This window comes from Streptomyces xanthophaeus, from assembly GCF_030440515.1.
GTDB lineage: Bacteria > Actinomycetota > Actinomycetes > Streptomycetales > Streptomycetaceae > Streptomyces > Streptomyces kutzneri.
Genome location: NZ_CP076543.1, coordinates 1,249,616 through 1,269,517 on the forward strand (window position 1 = coordinate 1,249,616; position 19,902 = coordinate 1,269,517).

Here is a 19,902-nt window from a genome sequence, read left to right on the forward strand (position 1 = left end):
CCGCACCACGGGCCTGCCCGGCGAGCCCGGGCAGGCCCGTGGTGCGGGGTCATGTACCTCGTTTCCACCCCGCCCGTACGGCCCCGGCGGCCACCACGCCGAGGACGGCGATCGAGACGGCCGAGGCCAGCAGGGTCCCCCGGGCGCCGAGCCCGGCCACCAGCGGGCCGCCCAGCGCCGTGCCGAGCGGCACCGCGAGCAGCTGGACCGCGGTGCTCGCGGCCAGCGTCTGGGGAAGCAGGTCCGGTGGGGCCGACCGCTGGAAGAAGGCCGTGGAGAGCGAGGCGTACGGAGGCCAGAGCAGCCCGGCGGCTGCGAACCCGGCGACGCCGACGGCCGTCGGCGCCCCGAGGCCCGCCGGCAGCATGCAGAGGCCGAAGGCGACGACGATGCCGGTCATGGCCGGCCGGATCGGCAGCCGGCCCAGGTACCCGGTCAGTACGGAACCGAGGACGGCCCCGGCGCCGAACGCCGTGTAGAAGGCGGCCAGCACGGCGGCCGGAGCTCCCGGCCCGTTGGACGCGTACAGCGGCAGCGCCACGTACACGGGACCGAAGAGGAAAAAGAAGGCGAAGCTCAGGGCGAGCAGGCCCAGCAGGGCGGGGGCGCGCCGGATGACGGCGAAGCCCGCGGAGCGGGAGCCGCCCTCCCCGGGCGCGGGCGCGTCCTCGTGCGGCACGCCGAAGAGGAAGGTGGCGGCCAGGACGAGGAAGGTCGCCGCGTCGACGGCGATCACGGTGGCGGCTCCGCCCCACAGGATCAGGGCGCCTGCGAGCGGCGGGCCGAAGACGGTGGAGAGCGACCCGATGCCGGACAGGACGGCGTTGCCGGCCAGGTGGTCGCGCTCCGGCAGCAGGCGGGCCAGCAGGGTGTGGATGCCGGCCCGCCCCCACGAGTGGAGGACGGAGGAGGCGGCGAGCAGCACCACGTACAGCTCGATGCTCAGCGCCCCGAGCACGTGGAACACGGGGATCGCGCCGAGGGCGGCGGCGCGCAGCAGGGCGTCGCAGGCGACGAGCCGGGCCGGGGAGCGGTGTCGCAGGAGCGGTCCGAGGAGAACCGCGCCCACGGCGCCCGAGAGGGTGTAGGCGGTGGCCGCCAGCGCGACCCACAGGGCGCGTTCCGCCGCCGGTGCGATCTCGATCGCCAGCCAGCTCACGGCGACCACGGCCATGCCGTCGCCGAGGGAGGAGACCGTGAACCCCGGTAACAAGCGGCGCAGCGTCGAATGGGTGAGTACGGGCCGGTAGGGCGAGGCGCGGAGGATCCGCGCGGGCTTCAGGGGCACGGTATCCACGCTTGCGTGGAGTGAAGGGAGGTCATGCCGTGATCGTTGCCCCGCACCCCGCCGTCGCCACGGTCCGTTCACTCGGGGCGTGGTCCTTTCACCCTGGGCGCAAGACGGTCAGGCCCGACGGCACGGCGGCGGCACGGGAGGGCCCGGGCGCGGGACACTGGCCGTGTGGAGTCGGATCCGAGCCGTTCCGTGCGGCCGCGGCGCACGATGGGTGCCGTCAGCGGGATCGTCGCGGCCGTGGCCGGACTGGCGTCCGCACAGCTGGCTGCGGCGGCGGGCCGGCCCGAGGCCTCGCCGGTCACGGCCGTCGGCGGGGCCGTGGTCGACCTGACGCCGGTGGCCGTCCGGGAATGGGCCATCCGGCTGTTCGGCACCTCCGACAAGCTGGTGCTGGGTCTCGGCATCCTCGCCGTCCTGGCCGCGGCCGCCGTCGGCACCGGGCTGCTCGCCGTACGCCACCTCCCGGCCGCGATCGCCGTCACGGGTGGATTCGGGCTGGTGGGGGCGCTGGCCGCGCTCAGTCGGCCGGAGGCCTCATGGCAGGACGCGCTGCCCTCGCTGGTGGGCGCACTGGTCTCGGCCGGGGTGCTGTACCTGCTGGTCACGGCCGGGAGGCGGACCCGCCCGGCCGGAGCCTCGCAGGGCGGGGCCGAGGCCATGGACCGGCGTCGCTTCGGCCGACTGGTGGTCGCCTTCCTGGCGGCGTCGGCCGGGGTCGGCCTCGGGGCACGGCGTCTGGGGGCGCACGGCAGCGCCGACGCCACCGCCTCCCGGGCCCGCTTCGTCCTCCCCAGGCCGACCGTGCCCGCGCCGCCGGTGCCCGCCGGGGCGGACCTGCGGGTGCCCGGGCTCGGCCCGTTCCTCACCCCGAACCAGGACTTCTACCGGGTGGACACCGCGCTGGTCGTCCCGCGCGTGGACGCGGACACCTGGCGGCTGCGCATCCACGGGGAGGGGGTGGCCCGGCCCCTGACCCTGGATCTGCGCGGGCTCCTCGCCCGCCCGGTGGTCGAGCACGACATCACCCTCACCTGTGTGTCCAACGAGGTCGGCGGCCCGTACGCGGGCAACGCCCGCTGGCTCGGCGTACGTCTCGGGGACCTGCTCCGGGAGGCGGGGGTGCGGCCGCCGTCCGAGGGCGGGCCCGCCGACCAGCTGGTGGCGCGTTCGGTGGACGGCATGACCATCGGCACTCCGGTCGAGGCCGTCATGGACGGCCGGGCGGCGCTGCTGGCCGTCGGCATGAACGGCCGGCCGCTGCCCTTCGCCCACGGGTTCCCGGTGCGGATGGTCGTACCGGGCCTGTACGGGTACGTCTCCGCCTGCAAGTGGCTCACCGAGCTGCGGCTGACCACCTTCGCCGCCTACGACGCCTACTGGGTGCGCCGGTCCTGGGCCCAGCAGGCCGCGGTCAAGACGCAGTCGCGGATCGACACCCCGCGCCCGTACTCCGATCTGGCACCGGGCCGGGTGCCGGTCGCCGGGGTGGCGTGGGCCCAGCACCGCGGGATCGAGCGGGTCCAGGTACGGGTGGACGGCGGCCCCTGGCAGGAGGCGCGGCTCGGGACGGCGGACGGCGTCGACACCTGGCGCCAGTGGGTCTGGCCGTGGGAGGCCACCCCCGGACCACACACCCTGGAGGTCCGCGCCACGGACGGCACGGGCGCGGTGCAGACGGGGGTCCGCACCGGGACCGTGCCGGACGGGGCGACGGGGTGGCACTCGGTCGACGTACGCGTCCGGGCGCTAGGGGGTGTCTTGTCGGCCGGGGCGGACCGGGAGTGAGCGGACGTTGTTGCTGATGAAGCTGTTCTGGTACGGGAGTTCGGCGTCCGGAACCGCGAGGTCGAGGTCGGGGAAGCGGGTGAAGAGGCGCTCCAGGGCGATCGTCGCCTCCAGCCGGGCGAGCGGGGCCCCGGTGCAGTAGTGGGCACCGTGGCCGAAGGCGAGGCTGCGGGCGGCGGTGGGGCGCGTGAGGTCGAAGCGGTCGGCGTCCGGACCGTGGAAGGACTCGTCGCGGCCCGCCGCGCTGTATCCGGCGAGCACCGGGGTGCCCTGCGGGATCACGGTCCCGTCGACGGTCACGTCGCGGGTGGGGTAGCGGAACGGGAACCAGCTGACGGGGGTGTCCCAGCGCAGGGTCTCGTCCACCACGTCCGACCAGGTGGCCTTGGCGTCCAGGACCAGCGCGAGCTGGTCGCGGTGGGCGCACAGCGCGCGGACGGCGTTGACGACGAGGTTCAGGGTGGTCTCGTGGCCCGCGACGAGCATCAGCCGCATGGTGCCGATGAGTTCGGCCTCGGTGAGCCGGTCCCCGTCGTCCTCGCGGGCGGCTATCAGGGCGCTGGTGAGGTCCTCGCCGGGGTTCGCGGCGCGGGCGGCCGCGATCGTGCCGGTCAGGGCCATGAGTTCCTGCAGGGCGGCCATCTTCTCGGCCGGGGTGATGTCGGTGGCGATGATCACCTGGTTGGTCAGGTGGTGCAGCCGGCCCCGGTGCTCGGGGTCCACGCCGAGCAGCTCGCAGATGACGTTCATCGGGAGCGGCAGGGCGAAGTGCTCGTACAGGTCGGCGGTCCCGTCGGGGGACCCGGCCGCGGCCCGCCCGAGGTCGTCCAGGAGTCCGGCGGTGAGCTCCTCGATGCGCGGCCGCAGCCGTTCCACCTGGCGGATCGTGAAGGCCTTGCCGACCAGCGCGCGCAGGCGGCGGTGGTCGGCGTCGTCCGCGGTGTGCATGCCCTGGGCGTTGGCGAAGACCCGCAGCGGCCAGTCGCCGGGGATGGTGCCGTCGTTCAGGGCGGGGAAGTGCCGGGCGCCCTTGGCCACGTCGGGGTGGGCGAGGAACTCCTTCAGCGCGTCGTGCCCCAGGACGACCGCCCCGGGGATCCCTCCGGGGAGCACGACCTCCGCCACCGCGCCGCGCTCGGCGCGCAGCCGGGCGTTGAGGGCGTGCGGGCAGCCGCCGGCGGGGTCGATCACGTGCGGGGCGACCGGGCCCTGCGGGACGGGTGAGATGTGGGACGACAAGCCGGTTCTCCTGACCTGATGGACGGAACTCGGTCAACAGTGCGGCCTCGGGGGTGGGTTGGACAAGCCCGTTCCCGTCGCGTCTCAGAACCAGTCGAGGGTCAGGGTGAAGGTGGTACCCGCGGTGGCTCCGGTGGCGTCGCTCGCGGTGGCGGTGACCTGGAAGACGCCGCTGCCCCAGGGCTTGCCGGTGATCCGGCCGGAGGCGCTGTCGAGCGTGAGGCCCCAGGGCAGGCCGGTGGCGGCGTACCGGACGGGGGGCTTCGCCCCGGTGGTGGTGAGCTGGACGGTGCAGGGCTGGTTGAACCTGCACGTCTGCGGACCGGGGTCGGTGAACTTCAGCCCGCCGGGGGTGGGTGTCGGGGTCGGGGTGGGCGTGGGAGTGGGCGTCGGGGTGGGTGTGGGGGTAGGGGTCGGGGTGGCGCCGCAGCCCGGGGTGGCCTCCGGTGGCAGCGGGACCCGCCAGATCTGCGTGTCGTTCTCCGAACCGACGAGCAGGTTCGCGCAGTCGGCGTACGTCACCGTCTCCCCCTGCGACTGGGCCGGGAGGGCGACGTCCGCGAGCTTGACCCCGGCCGTGTCGTACACGGAGGCCGTGTTGGCGCCCAGCGGCCCGCCACTGCGCAGGGTGTACGAGGCTCCCGTCGGCGAGAAGGCGCCGTCGGTGGCGAACACCGGGCCGGGCCGGACCGCGGTGAGGGTGTTGACCTGTCCGGTCACCGGCGGCAGCGGGGCCTGGTACAGCCGGCCGGCGGCACCGATGAGCTTGCTGGCGACGTAGAGCCGGCCGGTCACGGGATCGGCGAGCAGGGACTCGGCGTCGTGCTTGCCGTCGGCGTAGGCGAAGCGGTAGGTCACGGGCGTGACCGTGGTGTTCGTCAGCTGATCGGGCTCGGCGAACCGGTGCACGGTGATCTCCGCGCGCCCGCTGAGGTTGTCCCCGATGTCGCCGACCAGGATCGCCGGGCCGCCGCCCGCGTCCGTGCCGAGTGCCAGGCCCTCCCAGTCGGTGTTGCCGACGCCGGCGACGGTGAAGGTGGCCAGCAGCCGGCCGGTGGCACCGTTGCAGTCGACGGCGAAGACCTGGTTGGTGTTCCCGCTGTCGTTGACGGCATAGAAGACCCCGGGGTGTTTGCGGCTCATGGCGAGGCCGCTGAGCTCGGCGAGGCCGCCGGGGAGGGTGCACTTCTTCTCCGGCGCCAGTGCCATGGCTGCGGCCGGCGGGGCGGCGGAGCCGGTGGTGACGGTGGAGGCGGTGGCCGTGGCCATCCAGGCGAGCGCGGACAGGATGGTGGCGAGGGCCGCGGTCACGAGGGCGGTGGTCCGTGGGGGTGTCAGGAGTCGGGACATGCGCACAATGTGAAGGGTCGTCAGCTGTGGTGCCAGACCCCGCCCCCTCCCGTTCGAGCATCGTTCAATGCCGCGGTGGCATGTCCGGTCAGCGCACCGGCTCCCGGACGGGGGCCTTGTGCCCGGCCTGCGCGATGAACGCGCGGGCCGCCCGGCTGAGCGGCCGCCGGGCGTGGGCGATGCCCACCGGGCGGAGCAGCGGGGGTGTGAAGGAGCGGATCTCGGCCCGGCTCCCGAAGGCCCTCAGCACCACGTCCCGGTACCAGATGAGGGAGCCCCGGCCGTCCGTCACACCCGTCACCCACGCGAGCCGTTCGTCGACCTCCAGGGTGGGGACGGGCCGCACTCCGAGGCAGCTGAACATGGCCTCCATCTCGGTGCGCCGGCCGGTCCCCGGCGTGGGCAGCACCATCGGCAGCCCGTCGAGCATGCGCAGGGGCATCGGGTGGGGCAGCCGGGAGCCCGGCGGCGATATCAGCACCACCTCCCGCTCCTGGATGAAGTGGGTGGAGAGCTCCTTGTCGACGGGCAGGTCGACCAGGGCCAGTTCCGAGCGCCCCTGGGTCACCTCCTCGACCAGGGCCTCCCTGCTGTCGTGCTGCTGGAGCCGGACGTCGACGGCCGGGTGCCGTGCGGTGAAGGCCGCGATCAGGTCGGTGGCCAGGTCGAGGGCGAGGGTGGGGGTGGTGACCAGGGTCAGGACCGCCCGGACGTCCCCGCCGTGCGGGGTCCCGATGTCGTCGATGGCCTCCACCGCGTTGAGCACGGTCCGGGCCAGCCGGACGACCCGGGCCCCCTCCGGTGTGAGGTCCACCCCCCTTCCCCGGCGGGCCAGGAGCTCGACGCCGAGATCGCGCTCCATGGCCTGCACGGCCCGGGAGAGCGCGGACTGGGCGACGAAGACCGAGGCCGCGGCCCCGGTGATGGACCTGCAGTCGGCGACGGCGACGAGGTAGCGGAGCTGCGCGAGGGTGGGGGTCATGACCGGACGGTAACCGCGTGAGGCTGTACCTGTAAGGGCTCGTCGGGTGAACAACTGACCGGGTCCGGTGTGACGGTCATGCCCGGTCGGTGAGTAGGCATGCCGGCGCGGCATGCCCGCGCGGACGCGGTACGCCGGCCCGCGCGGCGGGGGCGGCCCCGCCCGGCGGAGAACTGCGCAGGCCACCGGCTCGGCCGGGGTGTGCCGGGGGTCCGCCGGGGCGCGAATCCGGGTGGCACGTGTATGCCGATGGTGCGAAGCACCGTATTCCGCATGGCTGTTGACAGTGCAGGGCGGCCCCCGCACGATGCATCGCGGCATGCGGGTGTTTGACCACGGTTCAATCCCGCCGTACCCGCGGCGGGTGCCCCGGCCGGTGTGCGCGTGACCGCCGCGCTCCCCCTTCTTCCGCCCTGCCCCGCACTGCCGTTGCACGGCACGTCGGCACGCCGGCTCGCCGGAAAACTCGGCACGTCAGCACGTCAGCACGCCAGCACGCCAGCACGCCGGGAAACTCGGCACGCCAGCTCGCCGGTACGTCGGAACGTCGGTCCGCCCGCCCGTCGTTCGTCCTTCCTTCCGTCCCGCACTGCGCCATGTCACACAGCATTGGAAGAGGAGCGCCCGTGACCCCCCAGCACCCGCAGCCCGCCGCCGCCACCCGTGACCTGGTCGTCGCGGTGAGCCCCTTCGAGGAACCCCACCCGGCCGTCGTGATCGCCGCCGAACGCGCCGGGGCCCTCGGCCTGCTCGACCTCGGCCGGGACGCCGACGCCGCGCGGCGCGGTGTCGCGGAGCTGGGCCGCCGGCTCGGCGCGGGCGCCCGGTACGGGGTGCGGGTGCCGGCCGGCTGCCCGCTCGGTCCCGGGGAGCTGCCCGCCGCGGTGGACACCGTGCTGCTCGCCGACCCCGCCTCGCACACCGCCGAGCAGGTGGCCGCATGGGCCGCGGCGGCCGGGCGGCCCCGGGTGTGGGCCGAGGTCACCGGCGCGGCCGAGGCCAGGGCGGCCGTGGCCGCCGGGGCGGACGCGCTGGTGGCCAAGGGCCACGAGGGGGGCGGCCGGGTGGGCCCGGCCACCACCTTCGTCCTGCTCCAGCAGCTCCTCGGCGACCCCGTGCTCCGGGTACCCGTACGGGCCTTCGGCGGGATCGGCCCGCACACGGCGGCCGCGGCCGTCGCGGGCGGGGCCGCCGGGGTACTGCTCGACGTACAACTGGCCCTGACCGCGGAGGGCGAGGCCGGGCTGCCGGAGGAAGTCGCTGCCGCGCTGCGGGCGATGGACGGCTCCGAGACCCGGACGGCCGACGGGCACCGGGTGTTCGCACGGCCCGACCTGACCCCGCCCGAGGGGCCCGTCCCCACCCTGCTCGGCGCCCGCGACCTGCGGACCCAGCTGCTGCCGGTCGGGCAGGACGGCGCCTCGGCGGCCCGGCTGGCCGCGCGGTACCGGACCACGGGCGGCGTCCTGCAGGCCGTACGGGCGGCCGTCGCCGGGCATCTGGAGGCCGCCGTACGGGCCCGGCCCCTGGCACGGCCGCTCCCCGTCGCGCAGGGCCCGATGACCCGGGTGAGCGACCAGGCGGCCTTCGCCGCGGCGGTGGCCGCGGCGGGCGGGGTCCCGTACCTCGCGCTCGCGGTGATGGAGGGCCCCGACGTACGCCGGCTGCTGGCGGAGACGGCCGAGCGGCTCGGGGACCTCCCCTGGGGCGTGGGACTGCTCGGCTTCGCCCCGCCCGAGCTGCGCCGGGCGCAGCTGGCGGCCGTGACCGAGGCGGCCCCGCCCTGCGCGATCATCGCGGGCGGTACCCCGGCGCAGGCGGCCCCGCTGGAGGCCGCCGGGATCCGTACCCACCTGCACGTGCCCTCCCCCGGCCTGCTGGATCGGTACCTCGCCGAGGGGGCGCGGCGGTTCGTGTTCGAGGGGCTGGAATGCGGTGGACACGTCGGGCCGCGCGCTTCGTTCCCCCTGTGGGAGGAGCAGATCGAACGCCTGCTCGCCTGCCCCGAACCCGAAGCCCTGGACGTGCTGTTCGCGGGCGGCATCCACGACGAACGGTCCGCCGCGATGGCGGTGGCCGCCGCGGCCCCGCTGGCCGCCCGGGGCGCGCGGATCGGCGTCCTCATGGGCACCGCCTACCTGTTCACCGAGGAGGCCGTGGCGGCGGGCGCCATCCGGCCGGGCTTCCAGCGGGCGGCGCTGGAGTGTGCGGAAACCGTCCTGCTGCGCACCGCGCCCGGCCACGCCACCCGGTGCGCGGCCACCCCGTACGCCGCGGCCTTCGAGGCGACCCGCCACCGGCTCGCGGAGAGCGGCGTCGAGCCGCGCACGATGTGGGAGGAGCTGGAGCGGCTGAACCTGGGGCGGCTGCGGATCGCCAGCAAGGGCCTGCGCCGAAGCCCCGACGGAACCGGTCTCGAACCGGTCGCCGAGGAAGAACAGCGGACCGACGGCCTGTTCATGCTGGGCCAGGCCGCCGCCCTGCGCACGGGCACCACCACGATCGCCGCGCTGCACGCCCAGGTCACCGACGGGGCCACCGCCCTGCTGGAACGGCGGGCCCGCGAACTCGCCGCCGCCGGGCCGTCCGCGGAGCGGGCGCCGCACGCGCCGGACCCGCTCGACATCGCCATCGTCGGAATGGCCTGCGCCTACCCGGGCGCCCCCGACCTCGCCGCCTACTGGGCCATGGTGCTCGCCGGGACCGACGCCGTCACCGAGGTGCCGGCCGAACGCTGGGACCCGGCGCTCTACTACGACGCCGACCCGGCGCGGGCCGGTGAGCGCACCCCCTCCCGCTGGGGCGGCTTCCTCGGCCCGGTGCCCTTCGACGCCCTCGCGCACGGCATCCCGCCCGCCTCGCTCGCCGGGATCGAGCCGGTGCAGCTGCTGGCCCTGGAGATCTCGGCGCGGGCCCTCGGGGACGCGGGCTACGGCAAGGACCGCGCCTTCGACCGGTCCCGGACCTCGGTGGTCTTCGGCGCGGAGGCCGGTACGGAACTCGCCGGCGCCTACGGGCTGCGCGCCCTGCACCCCGCCTACCTGGGAGAGCTCCCGGCCGAGCTGGACGAGCAGCTGCCGCGCCTCACCGAGGACTCCTTCCCCGGGATCCTCGCCAACGTCATCGCCGGGCGGGTCGCCAACCGCCTCGACCTGGGCGGCGCGAACTGCACGGTCGACGCCGCCTGCGCCTCCTCGCTCGCCGCGCTGGACCTCGCCTGCCGCCAACTGCGCGACCACGACAGCGACATGGTGCTGTGCGGAGGCGCCGATGTGCACAACGGCATCAACGACTACCTGATGTTCGCCTCCGTCCGCGCCCTGTCGCCCGGCGGCCGCTGCCGGCCCTTCGACGCGGCCGCCGACGGGATCGCGCTCGGCGAGGGCGTCGGCGCGCTGGTCCTGAAGCGGCTCGCGGACGCGGAACGCGACGGCGACCGCGTGTACGCGGTGATCAAGGCGGTGGGCGCCGCCAGCGACGGCCGTTCCCTCGGCCTGACCGCGCCCCGGCCGGAAGGACAGCGGCGGGCCCTGGAGCGGGCGTACGCCCGGGCCGGCGTCACCCCCGGCGAGGTGGGCCTGATCGAGGCGCACGGCACGGGCACGGTCGTCGGGGACAGTACCGAACTCGCCGTGCTGACCGAGCTGTTCACCGCCTCCGGGGCCGAGCCCGGGTCCTGCGCGCTGGGCTCCGTGAAATCGCAGCTCGGGCACACCAAGTGCGCCGCCGGGCTGGCCGGGCTGATCAAGGCGGCCCGGGCGGTCCACACGGGCGTGCGGCCCCCGACCCTGCACATCGACACGCCCAACCCGGCCTGGCGGGCGGAGACCAGCCCGTTCTCCTTCGACAGCGAGGCCCGGCCCTGGCCGGTGCCCGCTCAGCGGCGGTTCGCCGGGGTCAGCGCCTTCGGCTTCGGCGGCACCAACTACCACGCCGTGCTGGCCGGTCACGGGGGCTCGGCGGAGCCCCGGCACGGGCTGGAGGAGTGGCCGGCGGAGCTGTTCTGCTTCCGCGGCGAGGACCGGCGGGCGGCGGGCCGGGCGATGGCCCGGCTCGCGGCGCGGCTGGAGGAGAACGACGCGGCCGGACGCCCCTGGGCCCTGCGGGACCTGGCGGCGGAGACCGCCGCCGCAGCCCCCGGCCCGGTCATGGTGGCGGTGGTGGCGGGCGACCTGGACGAACTGGCGGCCCGCCTGAAGCAGGCCCGCACCTTCACCCCGGGCGCGGGGGTCCACGTACGGGAGGAGACCGCGGAGCCGGGCAAGGTGGCGTTCCTCTTCCCCGGCCAGGGCAGCCAGCGCCCGCGCATGCTCGCCGGCCTCTTCACCGCCTTCCCCGCCCTGCGCGAGCTGCTGGACTCGGCCCCGCCCCCGGTGGTGTCGGCGATGTTCCCGCCGGCGGCATTCACCGCGGAAGGCCGAACGGCGCAGCGGGCGGCCGTCACCGACACCCGCATCGCACAGCCGGCACTCGGCCTCGCGGGGGCGGCGGCGCACCTGCTGCTCGGCGAGCTCGGCGTACGGCCGGACTGCGTGGCCGGGCACTCGTACGGGGAGCTCACCGCACTGTGGGCGGCCGGGGCCTACGACACGGAGAGCCTGCTGCGGCTGAGCACGCGCCGGGCCGAGGCGATCGTGGCGGCCGCCGGCGCCGATCCGGGATCGATGGCGGCGGTGTCGGCCGCGCCGCAGGAGGTACGGGAGATCGCGGCCCGCACCGGATGCGTGGTGGCGAACCACAACGCGCCCCGGCAGTGCGTGATCTCGGGCCCGACGGCGGCCGTGTCCAGGGCGCTGACGGCCCTGCACGAGGCAGGCTTCTCGGCCGACCTCCTCCCCGTGGCCTGCGCCTTCCACAGCCCAGTGGTGGCAGGAGCGGCCGGAAGCCTCGCATCGGAACTGGCGACGACACCGATACGGACTCCCCACACCGAAATCTGGTCGAACACGACGGCAGACCGGTATCCGACACCCCCCGAAGACATACGAAGCCTTGCCGCACGCCAGGTCGCGGAGCCGGTCCGGTTCGTCGAGCAGGTGGAGGCCATGTACGCGGCCGGTGTCCGGACGTTCGTGGAGGCGGGGCCCGGCCGGGTCCTGTCCGGTCTGGTCGGCCGGATCCTCTCCGGCCGGCCGCACACGGTGGTCCCGCTGGACGTGCCCGGCGAGCACGGCCTGCTCAGGCTGGTCACGGCGGTGGCCGAACTCATGGCGGCAGGCGTTGCGGTGACACCACAGGCCCTCTTCCGCGGCCGTACCTCCCGCCTCCCGGAGCACGCCCCGCGGCGACCGGGCTGGCTGGTGGACGGCCACCTGGTCCGCACCGCGGACGGCGCACCGGTCCCGGGCGGCCTCCGCCCGGCCCGCCGGGTGGCTCCGGCGGACACGGCAGCGGTCTCCGGATCCGACCGCCGGGAGGAGGCGGTGCTGGAGTACCTCCGGGGCACCCGCGAACTGGTCGAGGCCCAACGGAACGTCCTCCTCGGCTACCTGGGCTCCCTGCCGGCGGATCCCCAGAGCGGCACCGGTGGGGCGGGGAGTGTGCCGGGGCGATCCCCGCAGGGTGCCGAACGCACTGCCGCCGCGCCTTCCGACCCCTCGTCACGTTCGGCGCCCGAGGAGACGCCCCGGCGCGCGCCCGGCCCCGCCGGAACCGCCCACCCCGCCGACCCCGCCCCCGCCCCCGCCCGGCCGGGTCCCCGCACCGCCGACGAGGTCATGGACCTCGTCCTGGAGATCGTCCACACCCGGACCGGATATCCCCGGGACATGCTCGACCCCGAACTGGACCTGGAGGCGGACCTCTCCATCGACTCCATCAAGCGGGTGGAGATCATCGGCGCCCTCGCCGACCGGATCGGACTCCCCCGGGACCCGGGCGGCGGCTCCGCCGAGTCCGCGGTCGAGGAGCTGTCCCGGATCAAGACCCTGCGCGGCATCGTCGCCTGGATCACCGCCCGCACACCGGCGGCACCCACCGGACCCGGCGACAGCCCCCTGCCCACTGCCGATCCGCGACCCGCGGCACCGGTGAGCCGGCTCCGGGTGGACCTCGTCCCCGTACCGGCGCCCGACGCCGCCCCGGAGACCCTGCGCGGCCTGCGCATCGGCCTCGTCGAGGACGGCCGGGGCATCGCCCCCGCCCTCGCGGCGGCCCTGGAGGCCCTCGGCGCCGAGCCGGCCCTCCTCCCCGCGGCCGAGCCCGGCTTCGACGGCCTCGTCGACCTCTCCGCGCTGCGCACCACCTCCGGCCCCGTCCTGCCCGAAGCCTTCCCGGGGCTCCGGCAGGCCCTGACGACCGGAACCCCACGGCTGCTGCTCGTCACCGGGCCCGGCACCTCCGGCGCCGGTCTGCACGGCTTCGCCCGCAGCGCGGCCCTCGAATACCCCGACGCTCTGGTGCGCGCCGTGCACATCCAGCCCAAGGAGGACCCGGAACGCATCGCGACCCAACTGGTCGCGGAACTGGCCGACGACACCGGCGGAAGCGGCAACGGCCGCGGCAACGGCACCTCCGTCGGCTACACCGCCGAGGGCGCCCGAGTGGCCCGTCTCCCGGTCCCCGCCCCCCTGCCGGCCGGCCCCGACGGCCCCCCGCTCCTGGACCGGAACGCTGTGGTCCTGCTCACCGGCGGGGCCCGCGGCATCACCGCCCGCACCGCGCTCGCCCTGGCCCGCGCCACCGGATGCCACGTGGAACTGGTCGGCCGCACCCCCGAACCCATCACCGTCACCGACGAGTTCGCCCAGGCGCAGGACCGGGTCGCGCTGCGTGCCGCCCTGATCTCGGCAGGGCTGCGCACGCCCGCGGAGATCGAGGCGGCGGCCTCGCGGATCCTCGCCGAGCGCGAGGTACGGGCCACCCTGGCCGCCCTGAGCGCGGCGGCCGCCTCCGTCCGGTACCACTGCGCGGACGTCACCGACGAGCGGGCCGTCCGGGCGGTCGTGGCCGGCGTACGGGAGCGCCACGGCCGCCTCGACGGCATCGTGCACGGCGCCGGCGTGCTGCGGGACGGGCTGCTGCGGGACAAGCAACCCGCCGACTTCACCGCGGTGTTCACCACCAAGGTCGACGGGGCCCGCCACCTGGCCGCCGCGGCGGCCGAGCACGGTGACCGGCCCGCGCCCCGGTTCCTGGCGCTGTTCGGAAGCGTGGCCGGGGTGTACGGCAACCGCGGCCAGTGCGACTACGCCGCGGCCAACGACGCCCTCGACGGCCTCGCGCACACCTGGGCGGCGTCCTTCCCGGGCCGGGTGCTGGCCGTCGACTGGGGCCCCTGGGCGGCGGAGGCGGGCGGGATGGTCAGCCCCGAGCTGGAGCGTGCGTACCTCCGGCGCGGGATCCCGCTCATCGCACCGGAGGCGGGGACCGCCGCGTTCCTCGACGAACTGGCGTACGGGAACGACGTACAGGTGGTCCTGATGGCGGAGGAGGGCCGGGGCGATGCGTGACGGAGAGCGGCGCGGCCCGCGCCCGGCCGATGCCGCGATCGTGGGGATGGGTGCGGTGTTCCCCGGGGCCGCCGATCTGGCCGCGTACCGGCGCAATCTGCTCGCCGGTACGGACTGCATCCGCGAAGTTCCGCCCGAGCGCTGGGACCCCGAGGTGTACTACGACCCGCAGGGCGCGACCGGACCGGTGGCGGGCGACCGGTTCTACTGCCGGCGGGGCGGCTTCGTCGACGGTCTCGCCGCCTTCGACCCGACCCGGTTCGGGATCATGCCGGCCGCCGTGGAGGGGGCCGAGCCGGACCAGATGCTGGCCCTGCACGCGACGGCCGAGGCGATCGCCGACGCGGGCGGCGAGGCCCGGCTGCCCGCCGACCGGTCGCGGATCGGGGTGGTGCTGGGACGCGGCGGGTTCATGGGGGTGGCCACCGCGCGGCTCGACCAACGGGTGCGTACGGCACACCAGTTGGCCCAGACCCTGCGGGAGCTGGCGCCCGAGCTGGGTGAGCGGCGGATCGCGGCGGTGCGCTCGGCGTTCCAGGATGCGCTCGGGCCGGAGCGGCCGGACGCGTCGATCGGGCTGGTGCCGAGCTTCACCGCCGCCCGGACCGCGAACCGGCTGGACTTCCGCGGGCCCGCCTACACCCTGGACGCGGCGTGCGCCTCCTCCCTGCTGGCGGTGGACCAGGCGGTGGGGCTGCTGGCCGCCGGGCGCTGCGACGCCGTCGTCGCGGGGGCGGTCCACCACTGTCACATCGCGACGCTGTGGAGCGTGTTCACGCAGCTGCGGGCGCTCAGCCCGAGCGAGCGGATCCGGCCCTTCGACCGCCGGGCCGACGGAACCCTGCTGTCCGAGGGCACCGGGGTGGTGCTGCTGAAGCGGCTGGAGGACGCGGAGCGCGACGGCGACCGCGTGTACGCGGTGATCCGCGGCACGGGCGTGGCCGGGGACGGCCGAGCGGCGAGCCTGATGAGCCCGCTGGTCGCGGGCCAGGTGCAGGCCCTGGAACGGGCCTGGCGTCAGGCCGGGCTGGATCCGCGGGCGCCGGGCGCACTGGGGCTGCTGGAGGCGCACGGCACGGGCACCCCGGTCGGTGACGCGGCCGAACTCGACACCCTGGCGCAGGTGTTCGGCCCACCGGAGCCCGGGAGCGGGCGCGGGATCGGCTTCGGCTCGGTGAAGTCGATGCTCGGGCACACCATGCAGGCCTCGGGCATGGCCGGGCTGATCAAGGCCGCGCTCGCCGTGTACGAGGGGGTGCTGCCGCCGACGCTGCACATCGAGGAGCCGCACCCGGACCTGGCCCGGACGCGGATGCGGCCGGTGGGCGCGGCCGAGCCGTGGGAGCGCGGGCCGCAGCCGCGCCGGGCCGGGGTCAACGCGTTCGGCTTCGGCGGGATCAACGCCCATGTGGTGCTGGAGGAGGCTCCGACGGCCTCGCGCCCGGCTCCCGCAGCGGTCCCCGGCCCGGCCCGGGTGGCTCCGGTGCGCCGGTTCCTGCCGCTGGGAGCCCCGGCCGCGCCGGTGGGCCCGGCCGCGGGAGGCGACGTACTCCTCGTCGGCGCCGACACTCCGGCGCAGTTGTCGGCCCGGCTGGCGGCTGCCGTCCCGGTGTCCGGCGGCGACGGGCCCTGCCGGGTCGCGGTGGTCGGGCCCACGCCCCAGCGGCTCGCGCTGGCCGCCAAGGTGGTGGCGCGCGGCCGGCCGTGGCGGGGGCGCGGGGACGTGTGGTTCGCCCCGGAACCGCTGGGCGGCCGGATGGCGTTCCTGTTCCCGGGTCTGGAGCCGGAGTTCGCCCCCGTGGTGGACGACGTGGCGGAGCGGTTCGCGCTGCCGGCGCCCCGGCTGACCCGCGGCGAGTCCCTGGTGGAGCGGGCCCTCGACGCGATCGCGACGGGCCGGTTCTTCGCCCGCGTCCTGCCCGCACTGGGCGTCGAGGCCGATGTGCTGGCAGGTCACAGCCTGGGCGAGTGGGCGGCGATGGTGGCCGCCGGCATGTACCCGCAGGAGGCGGCCGACACCTTCCTCGGCTCACTGCGCCCGGGTGATCTCCGGGTCCCGGACCTCGTGTACGCGGCGCTGGGCTGCGGCGCGGCGCGGGCCCGGGCCGCGCTCCACGACCTGGACGGGGTGGTGGTCAGCCACGACAACTGCCCGCACCAGTCGGTGATCTGCGGGGATCCGGAGCAGGTGGCGGCCGCCGTGGCACGGTTGCGCGGTGACGGGGTGCTCGGCCAGGAGCTGCCGTTCCGTTCGGGTTTCCACACCCCGATGTGGGAGCCGTACCTCGGGCAGGTCCGGGCCGCCTTCGACCGGCTGCCGCTGCGGCCCGGGGCGCTCCCGGTGTGGTCGGCCACCACGTGCGCGCCGTTCCCGCCCGCGCCGCAGGACGTACGCGACCTGGTCGTACGGCATCTGCTGGAGCCGGTCCGCTTCCGCGAGCTGACCCTGCGGCTGTACGAGGACGAGGGGGTGCGCGGCTTCGTCACGCTGGGCCCGGGCAGCCTGCCGGGCTTCGTGGAGGACACCCTGCGCGAGCGCCCGCATCTGTCGGTCTCCACCTCCTCGCCGCGCCTGCCGGGCCTGGCGGCCCTCCGCCGCACGTGCGCGGCGCTCTGGACCGAGGGGTACGCGCCCCGGTGGGGGCTCCTGGCCGAGGCGGCCCCGGCGGCCGGTTCGGCGCCGCGGCCCGGCCCTGCCGCGCCACAGCCGGCCCCCGCCGGACCGGACCTCCGCATGGCCCTGCAGCTGGGGTCCCCGCTGGTCCGCCTGGGCGAGTCGGCCCGCGCCTCCCTGAGCGGCCTTCTCGCCCCGGCCCCGGCCCCGGACCGGGCCGCCGCCCCGGCCGCCGCCCCCGCCCCCGCCCCGGCGCCCTTGTCCGCGGCGGCCGGAGCGGCCCGCCCCGTACTGCTGTCCGCCCTGGACGCGGTGCTGGCCGACGCGGGCTCGGCTGCCCGGGCCGTCACCGAGGCCTGGTCGGCCGCAGGGCCGCCGAAGGCGCCGGCGCCCGTCCCGCCTCCGGCCCCGGACACCGGTGGTTCGGGAAGGGCCGCGGGGAAGCAGCTCCTGCGGCTGTCCCTGGCCGCGCTCCCCTACGTACGGGACCACTGCGTGTACCTCCAGCCCGACGGCTGGCCGGAGGACTCCGACCGGTTCCCCGTCGTCCCCATGACCACCATGCTGGAGCTGGCGGCCGGGGCCGCCCGACGGCACGCCCCGCCCGGCCTCGCCGTCATCGGCTACGAGGACGTACGCGCCCTGCGGTGGCTGGCGGTCGAACCGGCCGTCGACGTCGAGGTCACCGTCAGCGGTGACGGGCCGGGCCGGATGCGGGTCGGCCTCGGGGAGTACGCCTCGGTGGTCGTGCTGCTCGGCGAGCGGTACGGGGAGCCGCCCGCACCCGACGGCACGCCCCTGCGCGACCCCGGACCGGCCCCGGTCAGCGCCGAGGCCCTGTACCGGGACCGGTGGATGTTCCACGGCCCGCGCTTCGCCGGGGTGCACGAGGTCCGGTCGGTCGGCTCGGACGGCATCCAGGGGGTCCTGCGGGCACTGCCCGACCCGGGCGCGCTGCTCGACGCCGCCGGGCAGCTCTTCGGGCACTGGATGCAGCTGCGCCTGCCGGTCGACCGGCTGGTGTTCCCGGCCACTGTGGACCGCATCCGGTTCTACGGGCCCCCGCCCGCTCCGCCGGAGCTGGTGACCGCCACGGCCCGGATCCGCTCGGTGCAGGACGTCACCGTGCGCGGTGACATCGAGCTGCGCGGGGCGGGCGGCGGGGTGTGGGCCCGGATCGAGGGGTGGACGTACCGCCGGTTCGGCGCCGACGAGCGGGTCTGGCCGATGAAGTTCACCCCGGAGGTGTGCGGGATCGGCGAACCCCGGCCCGAGGGCTGGTGCCTGGCCCGGCGCCGCTGGAACGATCCCGCCTCGCAGGAACTGGTGATGCGCCGCTACCTCGGCGCCGCCGAACGGGCGGCCTACGAGCGGCTGGCGCCGCGCGGCCGGGCGCCATGGCTGCTGGGCCGGATCGCGGCCAAGGATGCGCTACGGCAGCTTCTGTGGGACGGCGGAGCCGGGCCGGTGTTCCCCGCGGAGGTGCCGATCGGCAACGACCCCGCGGGCCGGCCGGTGCCCCGGTCCCCGCTGACCCGCGGCTTCCGGCTGTCGATCGCGCACAAGGACCGGATCGCGGTCGCCCTGGCCCACCCGGACCGGGCGGTCGGCATCGATGTGGAGCAGGTGACCGCCGACCCGGACGCGCTGATCCGGATCGCCCTCGGGCCGGCCGAACTCCGCCTCGCCGAGGGGCTGGCCGCCCGCGAGGGCACCGGTCTGCCCGCCGCGCTCACCGCCCTGTGGTGCGCGAAGGAGGCCGCGGCCAAGGCGGCCGGGGGCGGGCTGGGCGGCCGCCCGCTGGACTGGCGGGTGGCCGGTGACCCGGATTCCGGCGCGCTGATCGTGACCTCCCCCGAGGGGGACCCGTACCCGATCCGCACCACACCGCTCACCGCCCCGCTCACCGACACCGCGCCCGACCACGTCGTCGCCTGGACCGCCCACCTCGCGGCGCGCTCCCCCGTACCCGTCCCCCTTCCCCTCACGGAGGCACGTCATGGCAACTGACATCCTCGCCGAGATCACCGGCATGCTCGTGGAGATCGTCGGCGACGAGTACCTGCTCGCGGAGGAGGTCACGATGAAGACGACGTTCAACGAGGATCTCGCCCTGGAGAGCATCGAGTTCGTCGCCCTCGCCGAGCTGCTCCACCACCGCTACGGCGCCGAGGTGGACCTGATGGGCTTCCTGGCCGAGAAGGACATGGACGCCATCCTGGCCATGTCCGTCGGCGAGCTCGTCACCCACATCGGCCGGATCACCCACACCTCCCTGGCCCGGGCCGCGGCGGGGTCCTCCCCCGCGTCGGCCGGCTGAGCCGGCCATGGCCTTCGTCCGCGCGGGCTCCCTGCGCTTCCACGTCCAGCGGCTCCCGGCCACCGCCGGCGCCGACGCCCCCGACCGGCCCGTCGTGGTGTTCCTGCACGGGCTGGTCGTCGACAACCTGTCCTCCTTCTACTGCCCCCTGGCCCTGCCCGTGGCCCGGGCCGGCCACGAGGCGGTCCTCTACGACCTGCGCGGCCACGGCCGCACCGAGCGTCCGGGGTCCGGATACGACAGCCGCACCGCCGTACGGGACCTCTTCGGCCTGCTCGGCGCGCTGGACCTCGGGCAGCGCCCGGTCCACCTGGTCGGCAACAGCTACGGCGGGACCCTCGCCCTGCACGCCGCCCTGGCCCGGCCGGACCTGGTCGCCGGGCTCACCCTCCTCGAACCGCCGCTCGGCGGCGCCTGGGTGGAGAACATGGTGGACACCCTGTCGGCCGCCGCGCTGAGCCTGGAGGACAGCACGGTCCCCACCGAGCTGGCCTCTCTGCGCCTGCGCAAGGCCGCCAACCTGACGGCCGTCGCCGACGCCCTCCTCAACCGCACCACGCTCATCGACGACATCGCGGCGAGCCGCGTGTTCACCCCGGCGGACCACGCCCGCCTGCGCTGCCCGGTCCTGGTGGTCTGCGGCGAGCATTCCGAACTGCTCGCGGGCGGGCGGGAGCTGGCGCGCCACGCCCCGCAGGGGGCGCTGCGGATCCTGCCGGACCTGGGGCACGACGTCCTGAAGGAGAGCAGCGGGGTCCTGCGGGAGACCGTGCTCGCCCATCTCGACGCGACGGCCGGCACGCCGACGGCGGCCGGTGCGGCGACGGCGACGGGGCCGCGGGTGGGAGCTCTGGTCCCGTGAGG

9 protein-coding genes are annotated in these 19,902 nt (G+C 76.0%); 5 read left to right on the plus strand and 4 right to left on the minus strand.

The window, feature by feature from the left end:
* Window positions 1-49: 49 nt before the first annotated feature.
* Complete coding sequence (locus tag KO717_RS05370; protein WP_301364708.1) at window positions 50-1,288, minus strand: MFS transporter; 1,239 nt, start codon at window positions 1,286-1,288, stop codon at window positions 50-52.
* A 216-nt stretch (window positions 1,289-1,504) separates the two neighbouring features.
* Between KO717_RS05370 and KO717_RS05375 the strand changes: the two genes are divergently transcribed.
* Complete coding sequence (locus KO717_RS05375; RefSeq protein ID WP_301374377.1) at window positions 1,505-3,082, plus strand: molybdopterin-dependent oxidoreductase; 1,578 nt, start codon at window positions 1,505-1,507, stop codon at window positions 3,080-3,082.
* Here KO717_RS05375 and KO717_RS05380 read toward each other — a convergent pair.
* From KO717_RS05380 to KO717_RS05390, 3 genes are all read right to left on the minus strand, one after another.
* A complete protein-coding gene (locus tag KO717_RS05380) occupies window positions 3,044-4,321 on the minus strand; it encodes a cytochrome P450 family protein (RefSeq protein ID WP_301364709.1) in 1,278 nt (425 codons plus the stop codon). The two genes, KO717_RS05375 and KO717_RS05380, sit on opposite strands and share 39 nt — an antisense overlap.
* A gap of 84 nt (window positions 4,322-4,405) precedes the next feature.
* On the minus strand, window positions 4,406-5,671 hold the full coding sequence (locus KO717_RS05385; protein ID WP_301364710.1) for a putative Ig domain-containing protein: 1,266 nt from the start codon (window positions 5,669-5,671) through the stop codon (window positions 4,406-4,408).
* 88 nt (window positions 5,672-5,759) lie between these two features.
* On the minus strand, window positions 5,760-6,653 hold the full coding sequence (locus KO717_RS05390; protein ID WP_301364711.1) for a LysR family transcriptional regulator: 894 nt from the start codon (window positions 6,651-6,653) through the stop codon (window positions 5,760-5,762).
* Window positions 6,654-7,249: 596 nt separating this feature from the next.
* On the opposite strand from KO717_RS05390, the gene KO717_RS05395 reads away from it, so the two are divergent.
* From KO717_RS05395 to KO717_RS05410, 4 genes are read left to right on the plus strand one after another with little or no spacing between them, the layout of a single operon-like run.
* Window positions 7,250-14,104, plus strand: a complete 6,855-nt coding sequence (locus KO717_RS05395) for an SDR family NAD(P)-dependent oxidoreductase (RefSeq protein ID WP_437184469.1) — start codon at window positions 7,250-7,252, stop codon at window positions 14,102-14,104.
* Window positions 14,097-18,728, plus strand: coding sequence for a type I polyketide synthase (locus tag KO717_RS05400; RefSeq protein WP_301364713.1), 4,632 nt, complete (start codon window positions 14,097-14,099; stop codon window positions 18,726-18,728). Before KO717_RS05395 ends, KO717_RS05400 begins: the two co-directional genes overlap by 8 nt.
* Window positions 18,718-19,038, plus strand: a complete 321-nt coding sequence (locus KO717_RS05405; RefSeq protein WP_301364714.1) for an acyl carrier protein — start codon at window positions 18,718-18,720, stop codon at window positions 19,036-19,038. The genes KO717_RS05400 and KO717_RS05405 overlap by 11 nt, the downstream gene beginning before the upstream one ends.
* A 7-nt stretch (window positions 19,039-19,045) precedes the next feature.
* Entirely contained in the window at window positions 19,046-19,900 is an 855-nt protein-coding gene (locus KO717_RS05410) for an alpha/beta fold hydrolase (protein ID WP_301364715.1), read from the plus strand.
* Window positions 19,901-19,902 lie beyond the last annotated feature (2 nt).

Coding starts and splice junctions, on each gene's coding strand:
- KO717_RS05390 (WP_301364711.1), bottom strand. CDS start 6,653: ATGACCCCCACCCTCGCGCAGCTCCGCTACCTCGTCGCCGTCGCCGAC.
- KO717_RS05400 (WP_301364713.1), top strand. CDS start 14,097: ATGCGTGACGGAGAGCGGCGCGGCCCGCGCCCGGCCGATGCCGCGATC.
- KO717_RS05375 (WP_301374377.1), top strand. CDS start 1,505: ATGGGTGCCGTCAGCGGGATCGTCGCGGCCGTGGCCGGACTGGCGTCC.
- KO717_RS05410 (WP_301364715.1), top strand. CDS start 19,046: ATGGCCTTCGTCCGCGCGGGCTCCCTGCGCTTCCACGTCCAGCGGCTC.
- KO717_RS05405 (WP_301364714.1), top strand. CDS start 18,718: ATGGCAACTGACATCCTCGCCGAGATCACCGGCATGCTCGTGGAGATC.
- KO717_RS05385 (WP_301364710.1), bottom strand. CDS start 5,671: ATGTCCCGACTCCTGACACCCCCACGGACCACCGCCCTCGTGACCGCG.
- KO717_RS05395 (WP_437184469.1), top strand. CDS start 7,250: ATGTCACACAGCATTGGAAGAGGAGCGCCCGTGACCCCCCAGCACCCG.